We start from the raw sequence: 21014 nt of genomic DNA on the forward strand, positions 1-21014 counted from the left end.
AAATGATTAACTTGCTATAGAAGCTTCAGTCATATTTATTGGTATGGATAGGCGGGTAATACGTGGAAAGCCATAGTGCATGCGTAGGTCACGAATGATTTGGGCAATTTGTTTACGGTTATTCACTACAATATTGACATAGGTTTTATGGTCATAATTGCGCACCATTTCCACCCCTGTTTTGGCTTTACGGCATTGATAGATTAAATCTGAAATCTGTTCATCATCCATCTCCATATCAATGCAAAGATAGGCGGTAAAGCTAACATCGTCGAGGTCTTCGGAAGACCATTGCAACGGCATAATATTTTCAGGGTGTAGATGTTGTTCATGCAACAAGTTGTGGCATCGGGCACGATGCACGATTAGTCCGCGACGTGAAAGATGTCCTTGAATTGGATCACCTAACACGGGGTTGCAACAATGTGCATATTTGACATCAACACCCTCTGTACCTTGAATGAGACGGTCAGAGTTATGATCTTCAGCGGATTGATCTTGAGCAAATAAATGATTGGCAACCAATTGTGGTAATAAGTCACCCACTGCAATTTGCTGAAATAGACGCTCTTTGGAATCTAAATGACGCCATTCTAGCAAGTCGAGCCAATCATCTTTGGTCAAGTCATCTGTAGAGCGATGAAAGAGTTTTAAAGCACGATTGAGGGCTTGCTCTCCAACCAATTGCTGTTCTTCTACATCCTGATCTCGTAGGATATTTTGAATGGCACGTCGGGCCTTTTGTGTATTAATAAAGCTGAGCCAGTCTGGATTTGGCGTGGCGAGTACATCGGTAATAATTTCGATGACTTGTCCACTCACAAGCGGTGTAGATAAAGGCTTAGTTTCGCCATTAATCTTTGCTCCGATCGCATGGTTGCCTAAAAAAAGGCTTGCTGAATAAGCAAAATCGACGGCAGTTGCGCCTTGTGGTAATTCATGTAATTGCCCGTGTGGCGTATACACCCAAATTTTTTCTTGATGTAGATAGTCAAGCAAATCATTAAACGTGGTTTTGGCACAACTGCTATCAATCAGTACGTTTAAGTTCTGCATAGAGGCTTGAATAGCTGAGCGACAAGCTTGAGGGGCATTTTCACCCAAGACCACACCAAAACGCGCAGCTTTACGCATCAATTCGGTCTGTAGGGTAAGGGAGAGCGTGGTTTTCTCGCCTTTGAGGCGCAGCATGAGTGACTGGTTACCACCCGGCAATGGTCGTCGAATATGGTCTTGATAAGACAGAACTTGGAAATGTTCTTGTAAAATTTCGGCAAGATTATCGCAATCCGCAATGCTTTGCAGAATAATTTCAAAAGCATGACTATGAGTCAGTTCTTGCAAATCAATGTCGTTTTTAACGAAGTGACGAAGTAATTCAATGTTGTTATTTTTCTTTTTAATTCGCCCACTGATTTGATTCTGTTGTAACAGTCCAGTCAGATTTTTTTCCCATAAAGCTTGATATTCACAGCGTTTGGGCTTGGTTTTAAGTAAGGCTTCTTGGACATTATTAAACATGTCTAAATCAAGATTTTGATAACAAAGATGTTCAAGATTATCAGCCATTTCATTCATGCCCACTAAACGAGCCATTGGCACGAACACATCAAAAGTTTCTTGAGCAATGCGTGCGCGTTTATCTGGGCGTAAAGACTCTAGCGTGGTCATATTATGATAGCGATCAGCCAATTTAATAATAATGACACGTGGATCTTGTAGGGTGGCTTGTAAAATTTTTCGGAACGAAGCAGCTTTGTTATATTCTTTATCACTAGAATGGCTGAGTTTGGTGACACCGTCGACCAGTTCTGCCACAGTTAGTCCAAATTTTTCTTTAATATCTTCTTTGCTAAAATCGGTGTCTTCAATCACATCATGTAGCAATGCAGCCATCAGAGTTTCTGCATCTAAACGCATGTGTGCCAAAATGCAACTGACGGCAATCGGGTGCAGTATGTATGGCTCACCACTTTTCCGCGTAATTCCATCATGCGCAATATCGGCATAATCACAGGCCGCAAGCACTCGTTCGACTTCACTTTCATTCAGATAAGCGTCGATAATCACTTTGAGTTGTTGTTTGGCTTGGCTGACTTCTGCGCCTGGCATATAACACCTGTACCTATACCATGAGGAATCTATTCGTTAGTTCAATTTTTAATAAAAAGCAAAGTGCGAAACTTGTCAAATTTTTTATGCAAAAATCGCAAATCGGCAGTTTAAAAAAATAGCGTAATTTAAGTTAATGTTATAACTGTTCTTGAAGAAATATTAAAGTTCCAAGCATAAAAAAGCCTAGTTAAAAACTAGGCTTTTATGTAGTTTTTCTTTCTTATTGGAAAGAAAAACCATCTAAATTCAAATTGTTTGCAGAAAGTGCAAGATCAAGGCTTGAAGTTTGGTAGTCTTGCTCACGTTGTTTCAAAATATCTTTTGAAACGTGACCAATTGCGATTTCACGCAGTGCGACAACTGTTGGTTTATCGTTGTCCCATTCTACAGTTGGTTCAATACCTTGGCGTGCGAGTTGGCGCGCACGTTTGCTTGCCACTAGTACAAGCTCAAAGCGGTTGTCTACATGGTCTAAACAATCTTCAACGGTTACGCGTGCCATATGTGCTCTCGTATAAATGCTAAAATTCGGAAACAGACTGTGCAGTATAAAATGCTTTCAGTTCAGACTCAAGTTTTAATCATGATTCAACTGGAGTGATCAACTTTTGAATTAAGTCTTGATGGCGGTTGGCTTGCTGCGTTAGAACCAAACGGTTTGCTGTAATGACAGATTCAAGATCATGCAAGGCTTTATTAAAGTCATCATTAATAATGACATAGTCAAAATTAACAAATTGTTGCATGTCTTCAACTGCACAGCTTAAACGATGTTCAATCACTTCTACACTGTCTGTACCACGATTAGATAGACGTTGACGTAAATCAAACTGACTTGGTGGTAAAATGAAAATCTGTATTGATTCTGGGAACAATTTGCGAACTTGTTCTGCACCTTGCCAGTCAATTTCTAGTAAAACATCATGTCCTTTGGCGAGTTGCTCTTTTACAGTCGCTTGCGCAGTGCCGTAATAATTGCCAAAGACTTCTGCATACTCAATAAAACCGCCTTGATCCACTAAAGTCAGAAAGTTTTCTTTTTGAGTGAAATGGTAATGCACACCATCAAGTTCACCAGGACGCTGCCCACGAGTGGTATGAGATACAGAAACATGTAAATTACTTACACGCTCAAGCAGGGCTTTTACGAGAGATGTTTTGCCAGTTCCTGACGCAGCAGAAACGACAAACAAGAGACCCGACATGATATTTTTCCTGATATGATAAAATATCCTCTCTATTTTAGAGTAGATGTGTTGCAAACTAAATAGCTAGTCGAATTTTAGTTTGCATAAATTTAGTTTTGCATGACGTGCATTGAAGTGAGCAATGAGGGTTTTATGGAAATTGTATTGGCTAATCCACGTGGTTTTTGTGCAGGGGTAGACCGAGCCATTGCGATTGTAAATCGTGCACTTGAGTGTTTTCAGCCGCCAATTTATGTGCGTCATGAAGTGGTACACAACAAATTTGTCGTGGATGATTTACGTCAGCGTGGTGCGATTTTTGTTGATGAGTTAGATGAAGTACCTGATGACAATATCGTGATTTTTAGTGCACATGGCGTATCTAAAGCGGTACAGCAAGAGGCAGAACGTCGCGGTTTAAAAGTTTTTGATGCAACTTGTCCTTTGGTCACCAAAGTACATATTGAAGTCACTAAATATGCCCGTGAAGGGGTGGAAGCCATTTTGATTGGTCATGAAGGTCATCCTGAAGTGGAAGGCACGATGGGACAATATGACAAAAAAAATGGGGGCGATATTTATCTGGTTGAAGATGAAGAAGATGTCGCTCAGTTGAATGTGCGTCATCCTGATAAAGTGGCTTTTGTAACGCAAACGACATTATCGATTGATGACACAGCTAAAGTAATTGATGCACTGCGCAAAAAATTTCCGAAGATTCAAGGGCCTCGTAAAGATGATATTTGTTATGCCACACAAAACCGTCAAGATGCGGTACGTGATTTAGCTGAGCAATGCGATGTGGTGCTGGTCGTAGGCTCTCCGAATTCTTCGAATTCGAATCGTTTGCGTGAGCTGGCAGAGCGTATGGGGAAAGCAGCGTATTTGGTGGATAATGCTGAACAATTACAGAAAGATTGGTTTGATGAGAATACTAAAATTGGAGTAACAGCTGGCGCATCTGCGCCTGAAATTTTGATTAAACAAGTCATTCAGCGTTTACAAGATTGGGGTGCGAAAGTGCCAGAAGAGCTTGCTGGACGTGAAGAAAACATTACCTTTAGTTTGCCAAAAGAGTTACGTATCCCTGTAACACAAGCTTAAAGTGATAATTACTTAACATTTTATTTTTATTCATAATTTGACAGATGATTGCTTTTTGGCAATCATCTGTTTTTTTATGCCATTTATCCTTTTTGTGTTCGTTTTGTAAAAAAAAGAAATATGATTTTAAATAGGGTAAAAGATTAATTGCCTTGGGGAGGGCGTATGCGAACAAATCGAGGGTTCACCTTAATAGAGCTACTAGTGACAATTGCTGTATTGGTGATTATTGCGACTATGGCAGCACCTTCTTTTGGGAATTTGGTTGTAAGACAAAAATTGAATGGTAACGCACGCGACTTTATTACAACGCTTAATCAAGCTAAATCTCAAGCGGCACTATTGAGAACAACAGTTGCAGTATGTCCAAATAAAACCAATAGTGATGATGATTTCACAAAAGATGAATGTGCAACTGCAGTAATTCCAAACTATTCATCCATGACGAACACGCAGAAACAAACAGTGCAAATTGATCGCGTTTTTCAAGTCATGGTGGATCCTGCTGTGACAGTACAATCAACAAGTAGCACTGCAGCATTATTTAACTCTACTGGCAGCGCTAATGCTCAGGTCTCATTTAATATCTGTGCTTCTGGAAATTCACGGACGATAACCGTGCAACGTTTAGGTGCAGTTAGTCAAAGTTCAGGAACCTGCTAATGAACTACAATAAATATCAAGCTGGCGTAGGGCTTATGGAAGTGCTGGTTGCTTTATTGCTATTGGCAATTGGTGTACTAGGCTATGTTGCCTTACAACTACGTGCAATTGATGCTTCATCTGAAGCTTTGACTAAATCTCAAGGGATATTAATTCTAAGAGGTTTGGCTGAAAATATTCGCGCAAATGGTGCAGGTCAAGCTAATTATGCAACGGCTGTTCGGGGTTATACATCTATTACAGCAACTCCAACAGCCCCAACTCCATCTTGTTTCAATCCTTCAACATTATGTACTCCAGCGCAAATGGCGAATTACGATGCCTATAATGCAGCAAAGTCAGCATTTGAAATTGGGATGAAAATTACGATGGCGGAATGTCCAGGTGTTTCAAGTGCGCCTGTTAGAAGACAATGCTTATATGCAGCATGGGATAATACAACTATAACAGCAACGTCATCTGCGGCTGATGTTAGTCAATGTATGTCATCTAATGGAATTTATGTAAATACTGCACGTTGTTTGATGATGGAGGCATATTAAAATGAATAACAACTATGTTTCTATGACAAAACAACAAGGTTTTACCTTAGTTGAATTGATGGTAGCCCTAGTTTTGGGGTTATTGATTAGTGCTGCTGCAATTCAATTATTTACTGGGGGATTGCTGTCTTCTCGCATGCAAGAGGCAAGTGCAGAGTTACAAAATAGTGGTGTATTTGGTTTGGATTATATTGCCAAAGACATTCGATTAGCCAATTATGCTAACACGACCAATCCTGAACTAAATGAACAAACCTCATGGGGTGGGGTAGTCCTGACTGCAAGAACGGCTACAGTCACAACAGCGAATATTCCTATTCCAGCTTCTACTCCATTTGTTTCAAATGGCTTATTAAGCCACAGTCAAGGCGACACCTTAAGTACTGTAACAAATGAATGGCGTGGACTTTCGAATGTTAACCTTACTAGCGACCAGTTGACCATCCAATTCATTTCTCCAAATGCGATGATAAATTGCGAAGGAGCAAATGTTCAAGCGGGTGACTATGTTATACAACGATATTTTGTTAGACGAGATCCTGCAACTGCTACCTCTGGTACAGACTATGGACTAGCGTGTGATGCAAATCAACCAACTGCTGCTGGAACAACACCAGTTTTGCCACCCACAACAATTAATGGTTTTGGTGACGCGGGAGAAATTATTATTCCGCGTGTAGATCATTTTACAGTGCAATTGGGTGTAAGAAATGATTTGGGGAACTTGGCATATTACACAATTAATCAATATCGGACACTTGCAACAACTGAACGTGCAGCATCTAGAATTCCACCACGTATTATCTCTGTAAAACTTGGGGTCTTGGTGCGATCAATGGACAATACTAATAATTCGGCTATTGATTTAACGAAGCAAATTCCAATTTTGAATCAAAACGTTACGTTAAATAATACAACCACAAAATTTGCTCGTCGTGTATATACCACCAATATTACATTGCGCAATGGTTTAGGAGAAGCACTATGAAACACAGTACTTTAACTCACCAAGCACAGCGTGGTGCGACATTGATAGTTGTGTTATTCATGTTATTGCTCATTACGATTGTGGGCATCATCGGTATCCGTGTGGCAATCACATCCTTAAACATTGCGACCAATAGTCAAGTGGGGCAGCTTTTATTGCAAACAGGTGATACACCGACTAATCAATTTTTAAACGTCTCTAATTATAATGATTTAACGGTTTTGAGTGGTGCGATAGGTAAGGCGATTGAAGAAAACAAGGTTGCACCTGGTAAAGAAATCATTTTTTGTTATAAACCAACATCTAATCTCAAATTGGGTTCAGCACTTGATACGACAGTGCTAGTGCCACCTGCTAAAGGTGATCCTGCAGATAGCAAAGCGACAATAGATTCGACCCAGACCAATCGTAGTGGGTTTTGTGATTTAGAGGCTGATTATGGGAGTGCTCGTCAGGCAGTAGTGACTCAAGTTGCTGTTCGCATTCCTACTGACGCCATAACAGATGCAAATCCAGGTTCAACACTTGCACGAGATACAGATGTAAGTTTGCAATCAAATACGTCTAAAGGAAAAGTTGAGGCTCGTGTACGTGTTACGTCAACAGCAATTATGCCAGCATATTCAACAGAAAATCTTGCGACGGTACAAAGTGAATGTATCGGCTCTTCAAGTACAGTGGGGTATATCAATGACAATATTGATGATGCCGTTTCTGGAAAAAGAACGGTTGCTGATTGTTTAAGAAGTTATGGTATTCCTGTGAATACTCAAGTCCAAGAAATTGATTTACGTAAACGTGATATTCAAGTCACAGCACCATGATGAGTGGGAGAACAATAATGAAACCAAATAAGTTTGAGCGAAAAGATCGCACCCAAATTCATACTGGTGCTGTATTTTCAGTAGTGTTCACAGGGACGTTGCTCATTACGTCATCTGTGGTACAAGCAACAGATTTGCAAATTTACGCTAAGCCAAGTGCGGGTAAAAAAACAATTGTCATGATGTTGGATACATCAGGATCTATGGGTAATTCAGATTCAGGACAAACAGGCTCACGTTTATACCGTTTGCAACAAGGGATGTATGCATTTTTGGGAAGTAATAACCCTATTTTGACCGATGTGCGAGTTGGGTTAGGGAATTATTCTACAGGGGGTGATGGGCAGACAGGTAATATCTTGGTCCCTGCTGCTCCATTAGGTGATGTGAGTACCTTAAATACAGTCGGTTCCCAACGATATAAACTTAAACAGGCTGTTCAGAATTTAACGGCAAATAGCTATACACCTACAGCACATGCGTATGCTGAGGCGGCAGCGTACTTAATGGGAACCACTACATATTCAGAAATGAATTATGATATTCGGAAAGACAGTTTTATTAAGCGAGTCAGAAGATCAAATAACCAGACCAATTATAGCTATTGTACCCAGTATCGGGACAGTGGCATCGATTACACAAACTTATGGCAAAGTTGTAGAAGTAATAGCTATTGGTCAAGTTGGGCTACATCCCAACCGTCAGGTTTTGTTAATGGTGTCCAATATGACACTTATTATGATGGTACTTATGACTATTATTATTATTACGTGGTTGAAACAAAAACACTATATGATAGTAACAGTGGTATGCCAAGCTCCAAGGCGAACGATACAACATCTAATCCGGGAATTGTGGTTGATCGTACTGCTTCAAATGCGAATGCAAGGTATAAATCACCATTACCAGCTGTAGCAGACAGAGTCTCATGTGATGGACAAGGGGTTTATGTCTTATCGGATGGTGCAGCGAATAATACTTCAGTAAGTGAAGCAACAAAAATTATGTCTACTGCATTAGGTAGTACCTATGGAGCAGATTTTAGTTGTTCAGGTGGTTTAACTGGTGGGGGAAGTGATTCTGGTTGGGACTGTATGGGGGAATTTGCTAAGAAGCTCTTTAATGCATCTACCAATCCAGCAGGTGTTTCTATCCAAACTGCTTTTGTAGGTTTTGGTAATGAAATGAATAGCTTGAGTCAGTCTTATGTGCAGAATGCATGTAAGCTAAGTTCACGTTCGCAGGCTGATAGAGCGGGTGACGATGCTTGTTCTCCGAACCAAGGAGCATACTCGGTAACTTATCCTGGTTATGGTAATGGTGGATTCTTTACAACACAAAGTTCGACAGGGGTAACTGATAGTGTAATTGCCTTTATTAATAACTTGGGTGCTGCACCTTTGGAGCCATTAACTACGGGTGCGATTTCAGTGCCAGTGGATAGTTTGAACCCAAATGGTTTGCAACCTTATGGTTATTTGCGTGCTTTAGAGCCAAACCCTCAGAGTAATAAAGTTATTTGGGCTGGGAACTTAAAGAAATATCAAGTTTTGCTTTCTGGTACGAATGCTGGTGCTTTCGCTGCGGCGAATGGTACAACCTTGGTTTATAATACAGATGGTGGTTTCCAAGCCAACACCAAGGACTTATGGAACAGTGCAAGTGTTTATCAGAATGAAAGTTATAATGATGGCGGCATTATTACTCTAGGTGGTGCTTATTCCAAAGTTCCAATGCCAATTCTAGGGCAATCTCAAAATTTAAGTGTGACCCCAAAACAATATGCTTATACAGCAAATGCTAATCAACTACGTCGCTTGTATACCGATGTATCTGCGACTGGGGGAGCTACTTTAACGAATGCTGCAAATGGCGCGAGCTTGCTTACTATTCCAAGTGGAACTTTACCCTCTTCTAATATCACAACCTATATTTTGAGTCAGTTTGGTACCCAAACAACGCTTAAAGATTTCCCATTATTGGTCAAGCAAAAGTTATTAAACTATTTGGGTTATAGTGTTCCTCTAGACGAGACGGCTACAGCTCTGCCAACCACGTTGACTACTCCAAATTCGCCATATTTAGCAATGGGCGGAAGTATTCACTCCTTCCCAGTTCAGTTGACTTACTCAGGTACGCTAGACAGTGCTGGAGAATTAACTAGTACCCGAAGTCAATCAGTATTGTATGGAACAATGGATGGCGGTTTGCATTTGGTCGATGGTGAAACTGGTGTAGAGCAAATGGTATTTGTTCCTGCTGAATTATTAAGAGGCACAGTATCATCTAAAGCATTGGTAAAAGGACAAGATGACACCAATGCGCCTGTAGATGGCGTGGATGGTGCATGGGTGGCAGATCCTGCTTATAAAACTCAAAAAGCTGCATCATCTTCAGAAAGTAGTATGGTTAAAGCACGCCAAATGAATATTTATGGCGGGTTACGTATGGGGGGGAGCAGCTATTATGGTTTAGATGTGTTGACCCCTACGAGTCCGAAGTTATTATTTAGAGTTGGTCCTGATATCTCTAATTACAGTCGAATGGGACAGTCTTGGTCTAAACCAGTATTGGCAAATATTCGTTATAACGGCGCAATTCGTCGCGTTATGATTGTTGGTGGGGGCTATGATCAATGTTATGAAAACCCTAGCTTCCGTTTAGGAGCAACTGTTGCAACAACAGATTATCCTGATACCACTTGTAATAATAAGTCAGCTGCTCAAGGAAATGCAGTTTATATTATTGATGCAAAAACAGGTGAGCGTATCTGGTGGGCAAGTTCGACTGGTGCAGACACAAATAATGCCAATATGACGCACAGTGTGGTAAGCCGCATCAGTGCACTGGATCGTGATGCAGATGGTCTGATTGATCATCTTTATTTCGGTGATTTAGGTGGGCAAGTCTTTCGTGCTGACTTAAATAATAGCCAAACTTTATCTGGGTCAACTTACAGTGCATTTGGTGTGCGTGTTGCTCGTTTAGCAAATCTTGCAACGGATGGGACGACTGGTGCGGCATTGACTTTAGGTAAAAATCCACGTTTTTATGAGGCACCAACCGTAACGATTCATGATCAAGGGGCGACTACATTTATTCTTGTTGGTTTGGCATCCGGTAACCGAAGCACACCACTTGATGTTTATCCGAGTGTAGGTCGTGATGGTATGTTACCAACCACAGCCTTGACTGATCGGTTGGTCAATAACGTATATGGTATTATTGATCGTGACTTTATTAAGCGTAATTTAATTACAGGTTCTCCAACCTTAGAGTCTCAAAATAAGACCCTCGCGAATTTGCAAAAAAATCCACAATTATTATCAGGTGTTGTTGCATCTACCTTTATTGGTACAAGTGCAAGTAAAGATGGTTGGTATCGTTCACTTTCAAGTAATGGAGCTGGTACAGAGCGTGCTGGAGGAAGCTTCCGTGTACTAGGTGGAATGAAGGCCTTTGAAGAACCAATGGCGATTACGGGAAATCTAATTGTGCCGGTATATGACCCGCAAGGTACGGGTATTGCACCACAAAACCCATGTTTACCGCGTGTGGTGGGTGAAACAGACCGTCAAAGGTATTGCTTACCATTTGGTGCATGTTTGACTACGAGCGGTGCCGTTGATATTACTCGAGAAGGTGGGACAGGATTTGTTACAAAAACGACAGGATGCCCTGCTGGTGTGGCTGAGTGTAATGATAATCCAATTGGTTCGGGTATTCGTGGTATTGCTTTAGTGCCAACAGGTTCGGGTACAGGTGGACCGGACTGCGAATCAACTATCAGTACCAATCAGGGAGGGGTGGGTAAATGGGAATGCCGTCGAATTGTCAATCCAACACGGTGGTATGAAAAATGGGTGCAATAAATAACAATAAAATCCCTAAATTACATGCTGTTTGGTGTAATTTAGGGCGAGGACAACAAGGTTTTACCTTAATTGAATTGATGATTGTTATTGTGATCGTGGCAATTTTTGCTGCGATTGCAATACCAAGCTATTTGAATTATGTACGTCGTGCAGACGCAGGATTAGCGCAACAAGAACTGCAAAAAATTGCGGAACAATTGGAGCGCCATAAATCACGTAACTTTTCTTATAGAGGGTTTGATCCCAATTTTATTTATGGGGTTACAGGTGCGATGAATTCTGTAACCTTGCCACGGGGGGCAACTAGCTCAGGCATTAAATACACCATTACTATTCGTGATGGTGATGATCCGACCAAGTTATTAACAGATACGACCGCTTCGCCAGCAATTAGAGCACGGCGTTGGGCAATGATTGCTGAAACCAGTGATGTAAAAAACTATAATTTTTTAATGACCAGTTCTGGTTTACGTTGCAAGAATAAAACAAGAGCAAATGTCACATATTCTGATTGTGGAACATCTGCAACAGGGAGCGAAAGTTGGTAATGAAGGGCTTTACACTTATCGAGTTAATGATTGTTGTAGCAATTATTGGAATTCTTGCGGCAATTGCTTACCCATCTTATACAGGTTACAAGGTCCGTGTACAAAGAGCTGATGCACAAGCTGAAATGTTACAAGTTGCACGTAGTTTGGCGAATTATAAACTTGCCAACAGTAACTTTGCGGGAAGAACATTATCCAATGTGCATGGTTCGGCTCAAACTTCTGATGGGATGTATGATTTCACGCTCACAGATAGAAATAATGTTGCATTAACAAATAGTTCTGCTAATACGAATGGTTGGTTGTTGATTGCTACACCTAAATCAGGGACAGTTCAAGATGGTAATGGGGTTATCTGTTTAAATGATCAAGGACAAAAATACTGGTCAAAAGCTGCAACCACATGTGTGCTGTCAGCTAGTTCAACTTGGGATGGTCGCTAAGCTCTAAATTCAAAACTGTGGATAAATCATTTTTTGATCTTTCCCTCTTGCAGAATTTAGCGTAGAATGTCGCCCTCTATGAAAGGGGTTTGAAGTGTATCGATGGTCGGTACAGGGATAATCCGTAAAAACTATAAGGTTGTATCATGGTAGTTATTCGTCTTGCACGCGGTGGTGCTAAAAAACGTCCGTTCTATCAAATCATTGTGACTGATAGCCGTAATGCTCGTGACGGTCGTTTCATCGAACGTATTGGTTTCTTCAACCCGACAGCTCAAGGTAAAGCAGAAAAACTTCGTTTAGATGCTGACCGTTTTGCTCACTGGGTAGCACAAGGTGCTCAACCTTCTGATCGTGTTGCTTCTTTAGCTGCTCAAGCTAAGAAAGCTGCAGCTACTGCATAATTTTAGATTAAGTAGTAGGTAGCCCATGACACCAACACAGAATGTTCCCGAAGATCGTATTCAGATTGGACAGTTACGTTCAGCATATGGATTAAATGGGTGGCTCTGGGTCTATTCCAATACAGAACCTATGAGCAACATCTTTGACTACCTGCCTTGGTACATTGAGACCAAAGCAGGTTGGCAAACAGTAGATGTAAAACGTTGGAAACCACATGGCAAAGGCTTGGTTGTTTCGCTGAAAGGTGTGAGTGATCGCACAGCAGCAGATAATTTGGTTGGTGCAAATGTTTGGATTTCAAAATCGCAACTGCCTCAAGCAGGCGTGGACGAGTATTATTGGTCTGATTTAAAGGGCTTAACGGTGTTAGGTTTGAATGATGAAGAACAAGAAGTCAATCTTGGTCAAATCCATGAAATGTTTGAAACAGGCGCTAATGATGTGATGGTGGTTCGCGCAACTGCTGAAAGCATCGATAGTGAAGAGCGGATGATTCCATGGCATAAAGATGTGGTACAACGCGTTGATCTCGAAGCTGGTCGTATTTACGTGAATTGGGGCGTAGATTACTAATTATTTTTGGAAATACGGGAGTCTGCGATGTTTTTTGCAGTCATTACGCTTTTTCCTGAAATGTTTGAAGCGATTACAGCCTACGGTATTAGCGGGCGCGCAGCAAAACGTGACATTGTACAAGTCCATTGTATTAACCCACGTGAATTTGCTGAGGGCAACTACAAAAGAGTGGATGAACGTCCCTTTGGTGGTGGTCCAGGTATGGTGATGATGGCAGAGCCTTTGGCAAAAGCGATTCAACATGCCAAACAACTTGCAGAGCAAGCGGGAGCCATCCATGTTCCTGTGGTGTATATGTCGCCACAAGGCAAAACCTTAAATGAGCCTGCGGTGCAACAGTTTGTCGATTATGACGGATTGATTGTGTTATGCGGTCGTTATGAAGGGGTAGATGAACGTTTAATCCAAAAATATGTTGATCAGGAATGGTCAATTGGGGATTACGTTTTATCTGGTGGAGAGCTTCCAGCGATGGTCTTGTTGGACAGTATTATTCGACGTTTGCCGAATACCATGTCTGATGAGCAGTCAGCTGTGCAAGATTCTTTTGTGGACGGTCTGTTAGATTGCCCACAATATACCAAGCCAGACCATTTTGAGGGTTTGGATGTGCCCGATATTTTAAAGTCGGGACATCATGCCAACATTGAAAAATGGCGGTTTTTGCAGCGATATCAGCGGACTCTTGAACGCCGACCTGAGTTGGTGGAAAAGGTAGAGTTGACCAAGCAGCAAAAAAAATGGCTCAAAGATTTATAAGGGAGATAACTTCAGGTTATTTTCCGAATCCAATGCTTGAACGGTTGTGTTGAAGTGTTGTTTATTAGGCTCTTTATGTCTTGAAGCGGTCAAGCATAAAGGGAAAGTCAATCGGGTCTATGCGCTTTAGCCTCTATACCCAGTGGATCTCAGACCTCTTCTGACCCACACATATTGGAGATACCCCATGAGCGGTAAGCATCCTTTAGTACAAGCTGTTGAAAATGCACAGCTTAAACAAGACATCCCTGCTTTTGCACCAGGTGACACTGTTATCGTTCAGGTAAAAGTAAAAGAAGGTGATCGTGAGCGTCTTCAAGCATTTGAAGGTGTTGTAATCGCGAAGAAAAACCGTGGTTTGAACTCTGCGTTCACAGTACGTAAAATTTCGAGCGGTGTTGGTGTTGAGCGTGTATTCCAAACTCATTCTCCAATCGTTGCTAAAATCGAAGTGAAACGTCGTGGTGACGTTCGTCGTGCTAAACTTTACTACCTACGTGAATTGTCTGGTAAAGCTGCACGTATTCGTGAAAAGTTACCAGCTCGTAAAACTGTTGCTTAATCAGTTTTATTTGAGTGAAAAAATGCGCCGTTTGGCGCATTTTTTTTGGCCAAACTTTAGAGCCCTTGAAGTTTTAAACGGTTGGCATGTTGACGATAAACATCGACTGGATCTGGTGAGAATACCGAACGCAAAGCAAAGAACTGATTAATCACATCTAAGTGGTTCCAGTTGTAATTATCTCGAATGGTTTTGCCATACTTTGCGCTACAACGTGAGACCAAGCCATCATTGTCATTCGGAGCTTGCATCAATAAACCTGTTGCTGCCAATAATGAATCAGGATCAAGGATATTGGTTAGAGTTGAATTACCAGAGAACGAATAGAAGTAAATGCCATTTTCTGTTGCAGCACCTTCACCGCAGGCTGTCTTCGGCATACCTAAAGCATACTTTTGACTAAATGATTTAGATCCTGCCTGACTTAAGCTTTTTCCAGCAGCAAGGGCATCATGCGGGAGTGAATTAGGATCCTGCTGTTGTGCCCATACAATCGCTTTAGAACCAAAGTTAATCAGACTGACCAAGGGCTGCTCTAATGGTGTACCTTGAGCTGAAATAATCAGATCAGCCACAGGAGAGCCTTTTAAAGGGCTTGATATTGCAGTTGATGACGCAACTTTAGAGGGGGCAACATTTGAAACATAAGCAATACTATGCCCACCGTGACTATGCCCCAGTAAATTGACTTTGCTTGCACCAGTAATTGCTAAAATTTCATCGACTTGTTGTAGCAGTTGTTCCCCACGAACTTCGGAACTATTAAAGGGCGAAACGCGTGTTGCCCATGCGTTGGCACCATTACGTGCTAAATCAGGCAAAATTTGATACCAATAATCTACACCCAGTTCATCTGTGCCTGCACGAATCCATCCTCCCATACCATGTGCAAAGACCAATGGGTATTTGGTTTTTGCATAGTTTGAGGTGACGTATTTAGCTTGAATTTGTGAAGCGCTGGCTTGAGTTTGGGTGGTGCTTAGTACGCAGGTTGATAGCAGTCCAGCTATCAATAGTTCATATTTCATTGATCTTCCTCTATTTTAATTTTTCTATCGACAAAAATAATTGTCAAAATGAGTATAAAGTTGGAGTGAGGATTGGGCAGATAAATCCGATTAAATTAAATACAAATTGTAACTTTATAATTCTAAATAAATCCCGCTAAGTCATCTGCTTAGCGGGAGGGTGTATTAAAGCCCTTGAAGTTTTAAGCGGTTGGCATGTTGACGATAAACATCGACTGGGTCTGGGCTGAAGAGACCTCTTAATCCCAAAACTTGGTTGACTTCATCTAAGTGATTCCAATCGTAATTATCACGAATGACTTTGCCGAAATGGGTGCTGCAACGCGCAACCAATCCGTCATTGTCAGTGCTGATATAGGAGATTGGAGCCAGCAGCGAAATGGCACTGTCTGCAACATCAATCACGTTGGTCACTTGAGAGGTTCCTGTCCAAGAATAATAGTAAATCCCATTATTGGAGCTGGCTCCACTTTTACTACAGTCCGATGCTAAGGCTGTGGTTGGGTATTTTTGATTGAAAACTTGAGAACCTTTTTCACTGATCGAGGTTAGCGAGGCTTTCAGATCGCTTTTCAGCGATGGGTTCCCCTCGGCAAAGGTAATAAGTGGTCCAATAATATAATCCGTAGCGATGCTCAAGAGCTGTGAACCTGTTTGGCTTGACAGTAAATCGTCTGCGACTTTGGAGCCTCTGAATGTTGCACCAACCCCCGTGAGTGATGCGACATATTGTGGTTTAACTGCTTCGACATAGCGAATCGTCGGTCCCCCATGACTATGTCCAATTAAATTGACTTTGGGTTTTCCCGTAATAGCCATCACTTCTTCGACTTGTTGTAACAGTTGTTCGCCACGAACTTCGGTCGATTCTAAAGGCGAAATTTGTGCGGCAAAGGTGGTTGCACCATTACGTGCCAAATCGGGCAGAATTTGATACCAATAATCTAAGCCGAATTCGGCGACACCAACACGGCTAAAACCAAACATCCCATGAGTAAATAATAATGGGTATTTGGTTTTAGCATAGGTACTTTGAGCAGTGGTATTTACGCTAAGCACGCCCGCAGTTACCGAACTGGTCGTGAATCCGATGCATGCGACTAAACCCAGCAGTGAAATGCTATGTGCTATTTTTTTCGTTTTATACATATTTTCATCCTGAAAAAAGGTTTGGTTGGGCAGAATTATTCTGCGAAGGGTAGTTTTCCTCCTGAGTCATGTGTGGTTTCAAAAGTTCCAAGTCGAAGTTGTTCTTGTGGATTTTTAAATTGTTGCTGGCGTAATTGAGCAATGGCTTGTTGTTGTGCAGATTCGCTCATCTGGCTCTTTAGAATTTGGTCACGCTGCATTAAGTAGTCATTCACACGTGATTTCCATTGGCCTCGGTCTTGGTCTAGTTGTTCTAGTCTAGCGGTTGCATCAGCACCGACTAAATTCATGCGCATTTGGCGAAGTTCATCAGCAGAACCACCGCGAGCTTTAATATCACTGGTCAATTTGCGTAGATCTTCCAACTTAGACAACTGTTCCAAATTTTCACGCCAATCTTCAGGCAACTGGGTAAATAGTTCTTTTAGTTTTTGTGCCTTTTGAACTTCATTTAGAGATGAATCTGCCATGATTGACATGCGGTCTAAGGTATATTCATGGTAGGTATTTTCTGCACCAAATAATCCCTCAATTTCAGTAGGGGAAAAAAATTGTGTGCGTAAGTTTTTCATCAGTGAAAAAACTTTTCGATAGTACTCTGGGTCTTGTTTATCTAGGTTGGGTTCTTTTAAGTTGCCTAACTGAATACGGTAATCAATATAGCGATTCCATAAATCAATAATTTGGCTTAAAGCAGGCTCTTTGTAGCCTTTTTGCATGTAACGCGTGAAGTCTTGCTTAATTTGATCAATCTGCTTTTCCCCGTATTGAGTAATGAAATATTCAAAGCAATTTCGCGTTTGTTCATTCACGATTAAATGCTGACTTTGATCTAAACTAAGCTGACAATTCACTTCGGTATCTTGTTGGCTTGTGCTGACAAAAGGCTGTGTGGAGTCATGTGATAATGCTGTATTCCCAGCAAGAGCCGATGTAGAATTCGACGGCGCATCTGCGAGTGAAGAGGCTGTGGTGTTGGAGCCAGTGGTTGCACTCGGCGCAAGCCACACTAAAAAACCAAGTAGAATAATCACTACAACGGCAAGTATCAGCCATAATTTCTTTTTTTGCATATCCTATGCCCAATATCCATTTTTAATTTTTATGCGGTTCATTTGCTGAACTTGTTTTATTGTGCAATGCGAGCGCAAATAAACAACAGAAAAGTTGTAAAAGTAGATGAGCGGTTGTTAGTATTGCGGCAGTTGAAATACGTGTTTTGAGTTATGAAATCATCTGCTGCAAAAATCCAGCGCCGCGCGGTTAACGGGGTGTTTTTATTAAATAAACCCTTGGGTATTAGTTCAAATGCGGCATTACAAAAAGTGCGCTGGTTATTGAGGGCAGAGAAAGCAGGACATACGGGTGCTTTGGATCCACTGGCATCTGGTTTATTACCCATTTGCTTTGGTGAAGCAACGAAGTTTTCTCATTTCTTATTAGATTCAACCAAGCGTTATCAAACCACGATCCAGCTTGGCCACAGCACAACGACGGGTGATGTGGAAGGGGAGATACTGCTCGAACAAGCGGTGCCAGTATTGACTGAAGAGAGTATCCAGAATGTATTGAATCAGTTTGTTGGAGAAATTCAGCAAATTCCTCCAATGTATTCTGCCCTCAAAAAGCAGGGTCGTCCGTTGTACGAATTGGCACGTAAAGGCATTGAAGTGGAGCGTGATGCACGACCAATAACCATTGAAGCCATTCAGCTCCTTTCCTTTACTGAAAACAGCATTACTTTAGATGTAACTTGCTCTAAAGGCACCTATATTCGTGTGTTGGGGGAAGATATTGCCAAAGCTTTAGGAACCTATGGGCATTTAACCTATTTGCACCGCATTCAAACGGGTCATTTTGAACTGATTCCAAGCTATACCATTGAATATCTAGAAGGCTTAACAGAACAAGAGCGCGAAGCGCTGTTATTGCCTGTGTATGCACCCGTACAGCATTTTACTCAAATTCAAGTCCCAGAAGGTCGGGCAGAATATTTTAGTCGTGGCATGGAAAGTAATATTGATCATGCTGCTGAAGCACAAGTGTTGGTTTTTGATGGTGATAAGTGCTTGGGTCTGGCTGAAATCAACGATCGAAAGCGTTTGATTCCTAAACGTGTTTTGAATCTGTAGGAGACCCAATATTATGGAACTTGATCTTATTCTGAGTTTGGTCTTCTTTGCTTTTTGTGCGGGAGCAATCGATGCTGCTGTGGGTGGTGGTGGACTCATTCAAATTCCCGCCATTATGGGGGCAATGCCACAGTTGGCGCCAGCCACAGTTTTTGGTACCAATAAGCTCTCTTCTATTTTTGGCACAGCATCTGCGGCATTTTCATTTATGCGCCGCGTATCCTTATCATGGAAATTGCTATTGGTGATTGGAGTGGGGGCTTTTATTAGTTCCTACTTGGGGGCCGCCTGTGTTTCCATGATTCCCACCCAAGTACTGAAACCCTTTGTACTGTGTATGTTGATTATTATCGCAATTTACACATTCATGAAGAAACAATTTGGTCAGGTACATTTTCAACAGGAAATCACCACTAAAATACTGGTACTTGCAGCAGTCGGCAGTGTCTTGATTGGCTTTTATGATGGTATTTTTGGACCAGGAACGGGCAGTTTCTTTATTTTCTATTTTATTCGCTACTTAAAAGTCGATTTTCTTCATGCTTCGGCGCTCTCCAAAATTGCCAATTTCATGACCAATTTTGCTGCACTGAGTTTTTTCGTACCTGCAGGTCATGTGTTGTTTGGCATCGGTTTAACTATGGCTGCTGCCAATATAGCAGGCTCTTTGGTTGGGGTTAAACTGGCTTTAAAATATGGCAGTGGTTTTATTCGCATCATCTTTTTAATATTAGTGTCTATTTTAATTGTCCGATTGAGTTACCAAATTCTCTTTCCTGCTTAATAGCTCAACGGATGCAATGTTGTATCAATAGCTAAATCCAATTTTTAAGCTTACCCTTGCCTCAGCAAGGGTTCTTTATTTATAGAAGCGTAGGTTGGCAATGAGTCGTGCCTCTTCGGAAACTGGATACTTTTGCTCCATCAATAATTTGAGGATGGCTTTTTTACCTTCCTCTTTATAGTGTGGGCAATAAGATGCTGCAACACTCAGTTCATCCAGCGCACGCCATGTGTAGACACTGTCATCGATAAATAAAATGTCACTTGGTCGTTTGATCTGGCAAGCTTGCAAGGCAAATTGACATGCAGTTTCAAATTGCTTTTGTTCACGATAGTAGCGTGCAAGCTCATATAAAGGTTCTGCGCGTTGTGGACGGCTCACCCAAGCTTGCAAATAAGCGTTACGAATGTCAGTTATCGGTTTCTTGAGTTTTTCCATGAATTTTGCTGCACGAAATTGTGCTGTCCAGCGTTCTTCTTCCCATCCTCCTGCATCTGCGCGTATTTGATAGGCTTGCAGTGCTTGTTCGGGTAAATTTGCATCTTGATAACTTTGTGCTAAATAAAATTTATATCGGAGATTGTTGGGTTCATCTTTGATCCCTTGTTTTAGAATTTCAATATCTTTGAGATAAGTTGTGGGATCATGCCCTCTGGCACCATCATGCTGCACAAAAACATGAAGACCTTTGAGTAGCTGCCATTGATGGGGTTTTGGTGAGTTTAAATATTCGTGTAAAACACCTTCCCATTTCCATGGCACTTGGGTTGAAACAAGCGAATTTAATTGGTAGCGGGTATTCCCGTAAATATATTCAAAATAATAGGCTAAGCCCGATAAAGTGCCCCATTGAAATTCAGGATCTACCATGAGAGTTTGGTCGGCATCAATAAACATCAGGTAATCGGCATGTGGTAGGGATGGATCTTGTGCCAGTTGTAGGGCTTCAGTACGATTAAAACCAAAATTGTGCCAAGGGCGCTCAAATAACTTGCCAGGCAGATCTTGCATAAAGTCTTGAATCAGTTGTTGTGTACCATCTGTTGATCCTGTATCAACAATCACCCAAGAATGGATCCACGGTTTGACCGATTTTAAGCAACGTAAAATCACCGCGGTTTCATTTTTTACAATCATATTGAGGCGGATATGTGGCTGCATTGTTCTTCTTATCTTCTCTTTTGTTCTTTTTCTCATAGTAGATTTTCAGACCAGCAAATTCAAGCCATTCTTCAGGCGAAACCATGTGACAGCATTTGTAAGATGAAACAGAGTAGAGAAATAAAAGGGACTGCTGATGCAGTCAGAAGCATACAACAGTCACTAAAGG

General features: G+C 41.4%; 21 protein-coding genes. 14 read left to right on the plus strand and 7 right to left on the minus strand.

Going from position 1 to position 21014, the window contains the following annotated elements; translation table 11 throughout:
- Positions 1 to 6: 6 nt before the first annotated feature.
- From MP622_RS15525 to gmk, 3 genes are all read right to left on the minus strand, one after another.
- Entirely contained in the window at positions 7 to 2112 is a 2106-nt protein-coding gene (locus tag MP622_RS15525; RefSeq protein ID WP_044739680.1) for an HD domain-containing protein, read from the minus strand.
- Between the two features lie 223 nt (positions 2113 to 2335).
- Positions 2336 to 2617, minus strand: coding sequence for a DNA-directed RNA polymerase subunit omega (rpoZ, locus tag MP622_RS15530; protein ID WP_004978050.1), 282 nt, complete (start codon positions 2615 to 2617; stop codon positions 2336 to 2338).
- Between the two features lie 79 nt (positions 2618 to 2696).
- Positions 2697 to 3320, minus strand: a complete 624-nt coding sequence (gene gmk / locus MP622_RS15535; protein WP_016168687.1) for a guanylate kinase — start codon at positions 3318 to 3320, stop codon at positions 2697 to 2699.
- Positions 3321 to 3455: 135 nt separating this feature from the next.
- Here gmk and ispH point away from each other — a divergent pair, with 135 nt between their 5' ends.
- The 12 genes from ispH to rplS all read left to right on the plus strand — a co-directional run bounded on the left by ispH (position 3456) and on the right by rplS (position 14591).
- Positions 3456 to 4406, plus strand: a complete 951-nt coding sequence (gene ispH / locus MP622_RS15540) for a 4-hydroxy-3-methylbut-2-enyl diphosphate reductase (protein ID WP_044739679.1) — start codon at positions 3456 to 3458, stop codon at positions 4404 to 4406.
- A gap of 165 nt (positions 4407 to 4571) precedes the next feature.
- Positions 4572 to 5069 (plus strand): GspH/FimT family pseudopilin, encoded by a 498-nt coding sequence (locus MP622_RS15545; protein ID WP_044739678.1) that lies wholly within the window; start codon positions 4572 to 4574, stop codon positions 5067 to 5069.
- Complete coding sequence (pilV, locus tag MP622_RS15550) at positions 5069 to 5611, plus strand: type IV pilus modification protein PilV (protein ID WP_243791712.1); 543 nt, start codon at positions 5069 to 5071, stop codon at positions 5609 to 5611. The genes MP622_RS15545 and pilV overlap by 1 nt, the downstream gene beginning before the upstream one ends.
- A gap of 1 nt (position 5612) precedes the next feature.
- Complete coding sequence (locus tag MP622_RS15555; RefSeq protein WP_243791714.1) at positions 5613 to 6599, plus strand: PilW family protein; 987 nt, start codon at positions 5613 to 5615, stop codon at positions 6597 to 6599.
- Positions 6596 to 7423: a hypothetical protein gene (locus MP622_RS15560; protein WP_243791715.1), complete on the plus strand. Its 828-nt coding sequence runs from the start codon at positions 6596 to 6598 to the stop codon at positions 7421 to 7423. The genes MP622_RS15555 and MP622_RS15560 overlap by 4 nt, the downstream gene beginning before the upstream one ends.
- A gap of 17 nt (positions 7424 to 7440) precedes the next feature.
- Entirely contained in the window at positions 7441 to 11295 is a 3855-nt protein-coding gene (locus MP622_RS15565; RefSeq protein ID WP_243791717.1) for a PilC/PilY family type IV pilus protein, read from the plus strand.
- Positions 11296 to 11375: 80 nt separating this feature from the next.
- Complete coding sequence (locus tag MP622_RS15570; protein ID WP_243793563.1) at positions 11376 to 11846, plus strand: type IV pilin protein; 471 nt, start codon at positions 11376 to 11378, stop codon at positions 11844 to 11846.
- Positions 11846 to 12289, plus strand: a complete 444-nt coding sequence (locus MP622_RS15575) for a type IV pilin protein (RefSeq protein ID WP_151504383.1) — start codon at positions 11846 to 11848, stop codon at positions 12287 to 12289. Before MP622_RS15570 ends, MP622_RS15575 begins: the two co-directional genes overlap by 1 nt.
- Before the next feature lie 146 nt (positions 12290 to 12435).
- The gene (gene rpsP / locus MP622_RS15580; RefSeq protein ID WP_016168678.1) at positions 12436 to 12693 is read left to right on the plus strand and encodes a 30S ribosomal protein S16; all 258 of its coding nucleotides are present in this window, start codon (positions 12436 to 12438) and stop codon (positions 12691 to 12693) included.
- A gap of 25 nt (positions 12694 to 12718) precedes the next feature.
- Complete coding sequence (gene rimM, locus MP622_RS15585) at positions 12719 to 13267, plus strand: ribosome maturation factor RimM (RefSeq protein ID WP_151504382.1); 549 nt, start codon at positions 12719 to 12721, stop codon at positions 13265 to 13267.
- Between the two features lie 27 nt (positions 13268 to 13294).
- Complete coding sequence (trmD, locus tag MP622_RS15590) at positions 13295 to 14029, plus strand: tRNA (guanosine(37)-N1)-methyltransferase TrmD (protein WP_151504381.1); 735 nt, start codon at positions 13295 to 13297, stop codon at positions 14027 to 14029.
- A 187-nt stretch (positions 14030 to 14216) separates the two neighbouring features.
- Complete coding sequence (rplS, locus tag MP622_RS15595) at positions 14217 to 14591, plus strand: 50S ribosomal protein L19 (protein ID WP_016168675.1); 375 nt, start codon at positions 14217 to 14219, stop codon at positions 14589 to 14591.
- A 56-nt stretch (positions 14592 to 14647) separates the two neighbouring features.
- Here the strand turns inward: rplS and MP622_RS15600 are convergent, their stop codons facing one another.
- The 3 genes from MP622_RS15600 to MP622_RS15610 form a co-directional block, all read right to left on the minus strand.
- Positions 14648 to 15619, minus strand: coding sequence for a triacylglycerol lipase (locus tag MP622_RS15600; RefSeq protein ID WP_151504380.1), 972 nt, complete (start codon positions 15617 to 15619; stop codon positions 14648 to 14650).
- 165 nt (positions 15620 to 15784) lie between these two features.
- On the minus strand, positions 15785 to 16768 hold the full coding sequence (locus MP622_RS15605) for a triacylglycerol lipase (RefSeq protein ID WP_016168673.1): 984 nt from the start codon (positions 16766 to 16768) through the stop codon (positions 15785 to 15787).
- Positions 16769 to 16803: 35 nt separating this feature from the next.
- Positions 16804 to 17841 (minus strand): lipase secretion chaperone, encoded by a 1038-nt coding sequence (locus MP622_RS15610; protein ID WP_243791719.1) that lies wholly within the window; start codon positions 17839 to 17841, stop codon positions 16804 to 16806.
- Positions 17842 to 17994: 153 nt separating this feature from the next.
- Here MP622_RS15610 and truB point away from each other — a divergent pair, with 153 nt between their 5' ends.
- Both truB and MP622_RS15620 read left to right on the plus strand, forming a co-directional pair.
- Positions 17995 to 18900 carry a tRNA pseudouridine(55) synthase TruB gene (gene truB / locus MP622_RS15615; RefSeq protein WP_243791721.1) on the plus strand — a complete coding sequence of 302 codons (906 nt, stop codon included), beginning with the start codon at positions 17995 to 17997 and terminating at the stop codon, positions 18898 to 18900.
- Positions 18901 to 18913: 13 nt separating this feature from the next.
- Positions 18914 to 19684, plus strand: a complete 771-nt coding sequence (locus tag MP622_RS15620) for a TSUP family transporter (protein ID WP_044739669.1) — start codon at positions 18914 to 18916, stop codon at positions 19682 to 19684.
- 75 nt (positions 19685 to 19759) lie between these two features.
- On the opposite strand, the gene MP622_RS15625 is transcribed toward MP622_RS15620, so the two are convergent.
- Positions 19760 to 20845, minus strand: coding sequence for a glycosyltransferase (locus MP622_RS15625; protein ID WP_243791723.1), 1086 nt, complete (start codon positions 20843 to 20845; stop codon positions 19760 to 19762).
- Between the last annotated feature and the right edge of the window lie 169 nt (positions 20846 to 21014).

Origin of the sequence: Acinetobacter sp. PK01 (assembly GCF_022819285.1) — a bacterium.
In the GTDB taxonomy this organism is placed as follows: Bacteria; Pseudomonadota; Gammaproteobacteria; order Pseudomonadales; family Moraxellaceae; genus Acinetobacter; species Acinetobacter tandoii.

Bases quoted from the DNA above. Each gene is read 5' to 3' on its own strand.
- MP622_RS15525 (WP_044739680.1), bottom strand. From the start codon at position 2,112: ATGCCAGGCGCAGAAGTCAGCCAAGCCAAACAACAACTCAAAGTGATT.
- rpsP (WP_016168678.1), top strand. From the start codon at position 12,436: ATGGTAGTTATTCGTCTTGCACGCGGTGGTGCTAAAAAACGTCCGTTC.
- MP622_RS15620 (WP_044739669.1), top strand. From the start codon at position 18,914: ATGGAACTTGATCTTATTCTGAGTTTGGTCTTCTTTGCTTTTTGTGCG.
- MP622_RS15575 (WP_151504383.1), top strand. From the start codon at position 11,846: ATGAAGGGCTTTACACTTATCGAGTTAATGATTGTTGTAGCAATTATT.
- MP622_RS15610 (WP_243791719.1), bottom strand. From the start codon at position 17,841: ATGCAAAAAAAGAAATTATGGCTGATACTTGCCGTTGTAGTGATTATT.
- rplS (WP_016168675.1), top strand. From the start codon at position 14,217: ATGAGCGGTAAGCATCCTTTAGTACAAGCTGTTGAAAATGCACAGCTT.
- MP622_RS15600 (WP_151504380.1), bottom strand. From the start codon at position 15,619: ATGAAATATGAACTATTGATAGCTGGACTGCTATCAACCTGCGTACTA.
- rpoZ (WP_004978050.1), bottom strand. From the start codon at position 2,617: ATGGCACGCGTAACCGTTGAAGATTGTTTAGACCATGTAGACAACCGC.
- MP622_RS15570 (WP_243793563.1), top strand. From the start codon at position 11,376: ATGATTGTTATTGTGATCGTGGCAATTTTTGCTGCGATTGCAATACCA.
- gmk (WP_016168687.1), bottom strand. From the start codon at position 3,320: ATGTCGGGTCTCTTGTTTGTCGTTTCTGCTGCGTCAGGAACTGGCAAA.
- truB (WP_243791721.1), top strand. From the start codon at position 17,995: ATGAAATCATCTGCTGCAAAAATCCAGCGCCGCGCGGTTAACGGGGTG.
- pilV (WP_243791712.1), top strand. From the start codon at position 5,069: ATGAACTACAATAAATATCAAGCTGGCGTAGGGCTTATGGAAGTGCTG.
- ispH (WP_044739679.1), top strand. From the start codon at position 3,456: ATGGAAATTGTATTGGCTAATCCACGTGGTTTTTGTGCAGGGGTAGAC.
- rimM (WP_151504382.1), top strand. From the start codon at position 12,719: ATGACACCAACACAGAATGTTCCCGAAGATCGTATTCAGATTGGACAG.
- trmD (WP_151504381.1), top strand. From the start codon at position 13,295: ATGTTTTTTGCAGTCATTACGCTTTTTCCTGAAATGTTTGAAGCGATT.
- MP622_RS15555 (WP_243791714.1), top strand. From the start codon at position 5,613: ATGAATAACAACTATGTTTCTATGACAAAACAACAAGGTTTTACCTTA.
- MP622_RS15560 (WP_243791715.1), top strand. From the start codon at position 6,596: ATGAAACACAGTACTTTAACTCACCAAGCACAGCGTGGTGCGACATTG.
- MP622_RS15545 (WP_044739678.1), top strand. From the start codon at position 4,572: ATGCGAACAAATCGAGGGTTCACCTTAATAGAGCTACTAGTGACAATT.
- MP622_RS15625 (WP_243791723.1), bottom strand. From the start codon at position 20,845: ATGCAGCCACATATCCGCCTCAATATGATTGTAAAAAATGAAACCGCG.
- MP622_RS15565 (WP_243791717.1), top strand. From the start codon at position 7,441: ATGAAACCAAATAAGTTTGAGCGAAAAGATCGCACCCAAATTCATACT.
- MP622_RS15605 (WP_016168673.1), bottom strand. From the start codon at position 16,768: ATGTATAAAACGAAAAAAATAGCACATAGCATTTCACTGCTGGGTTTA.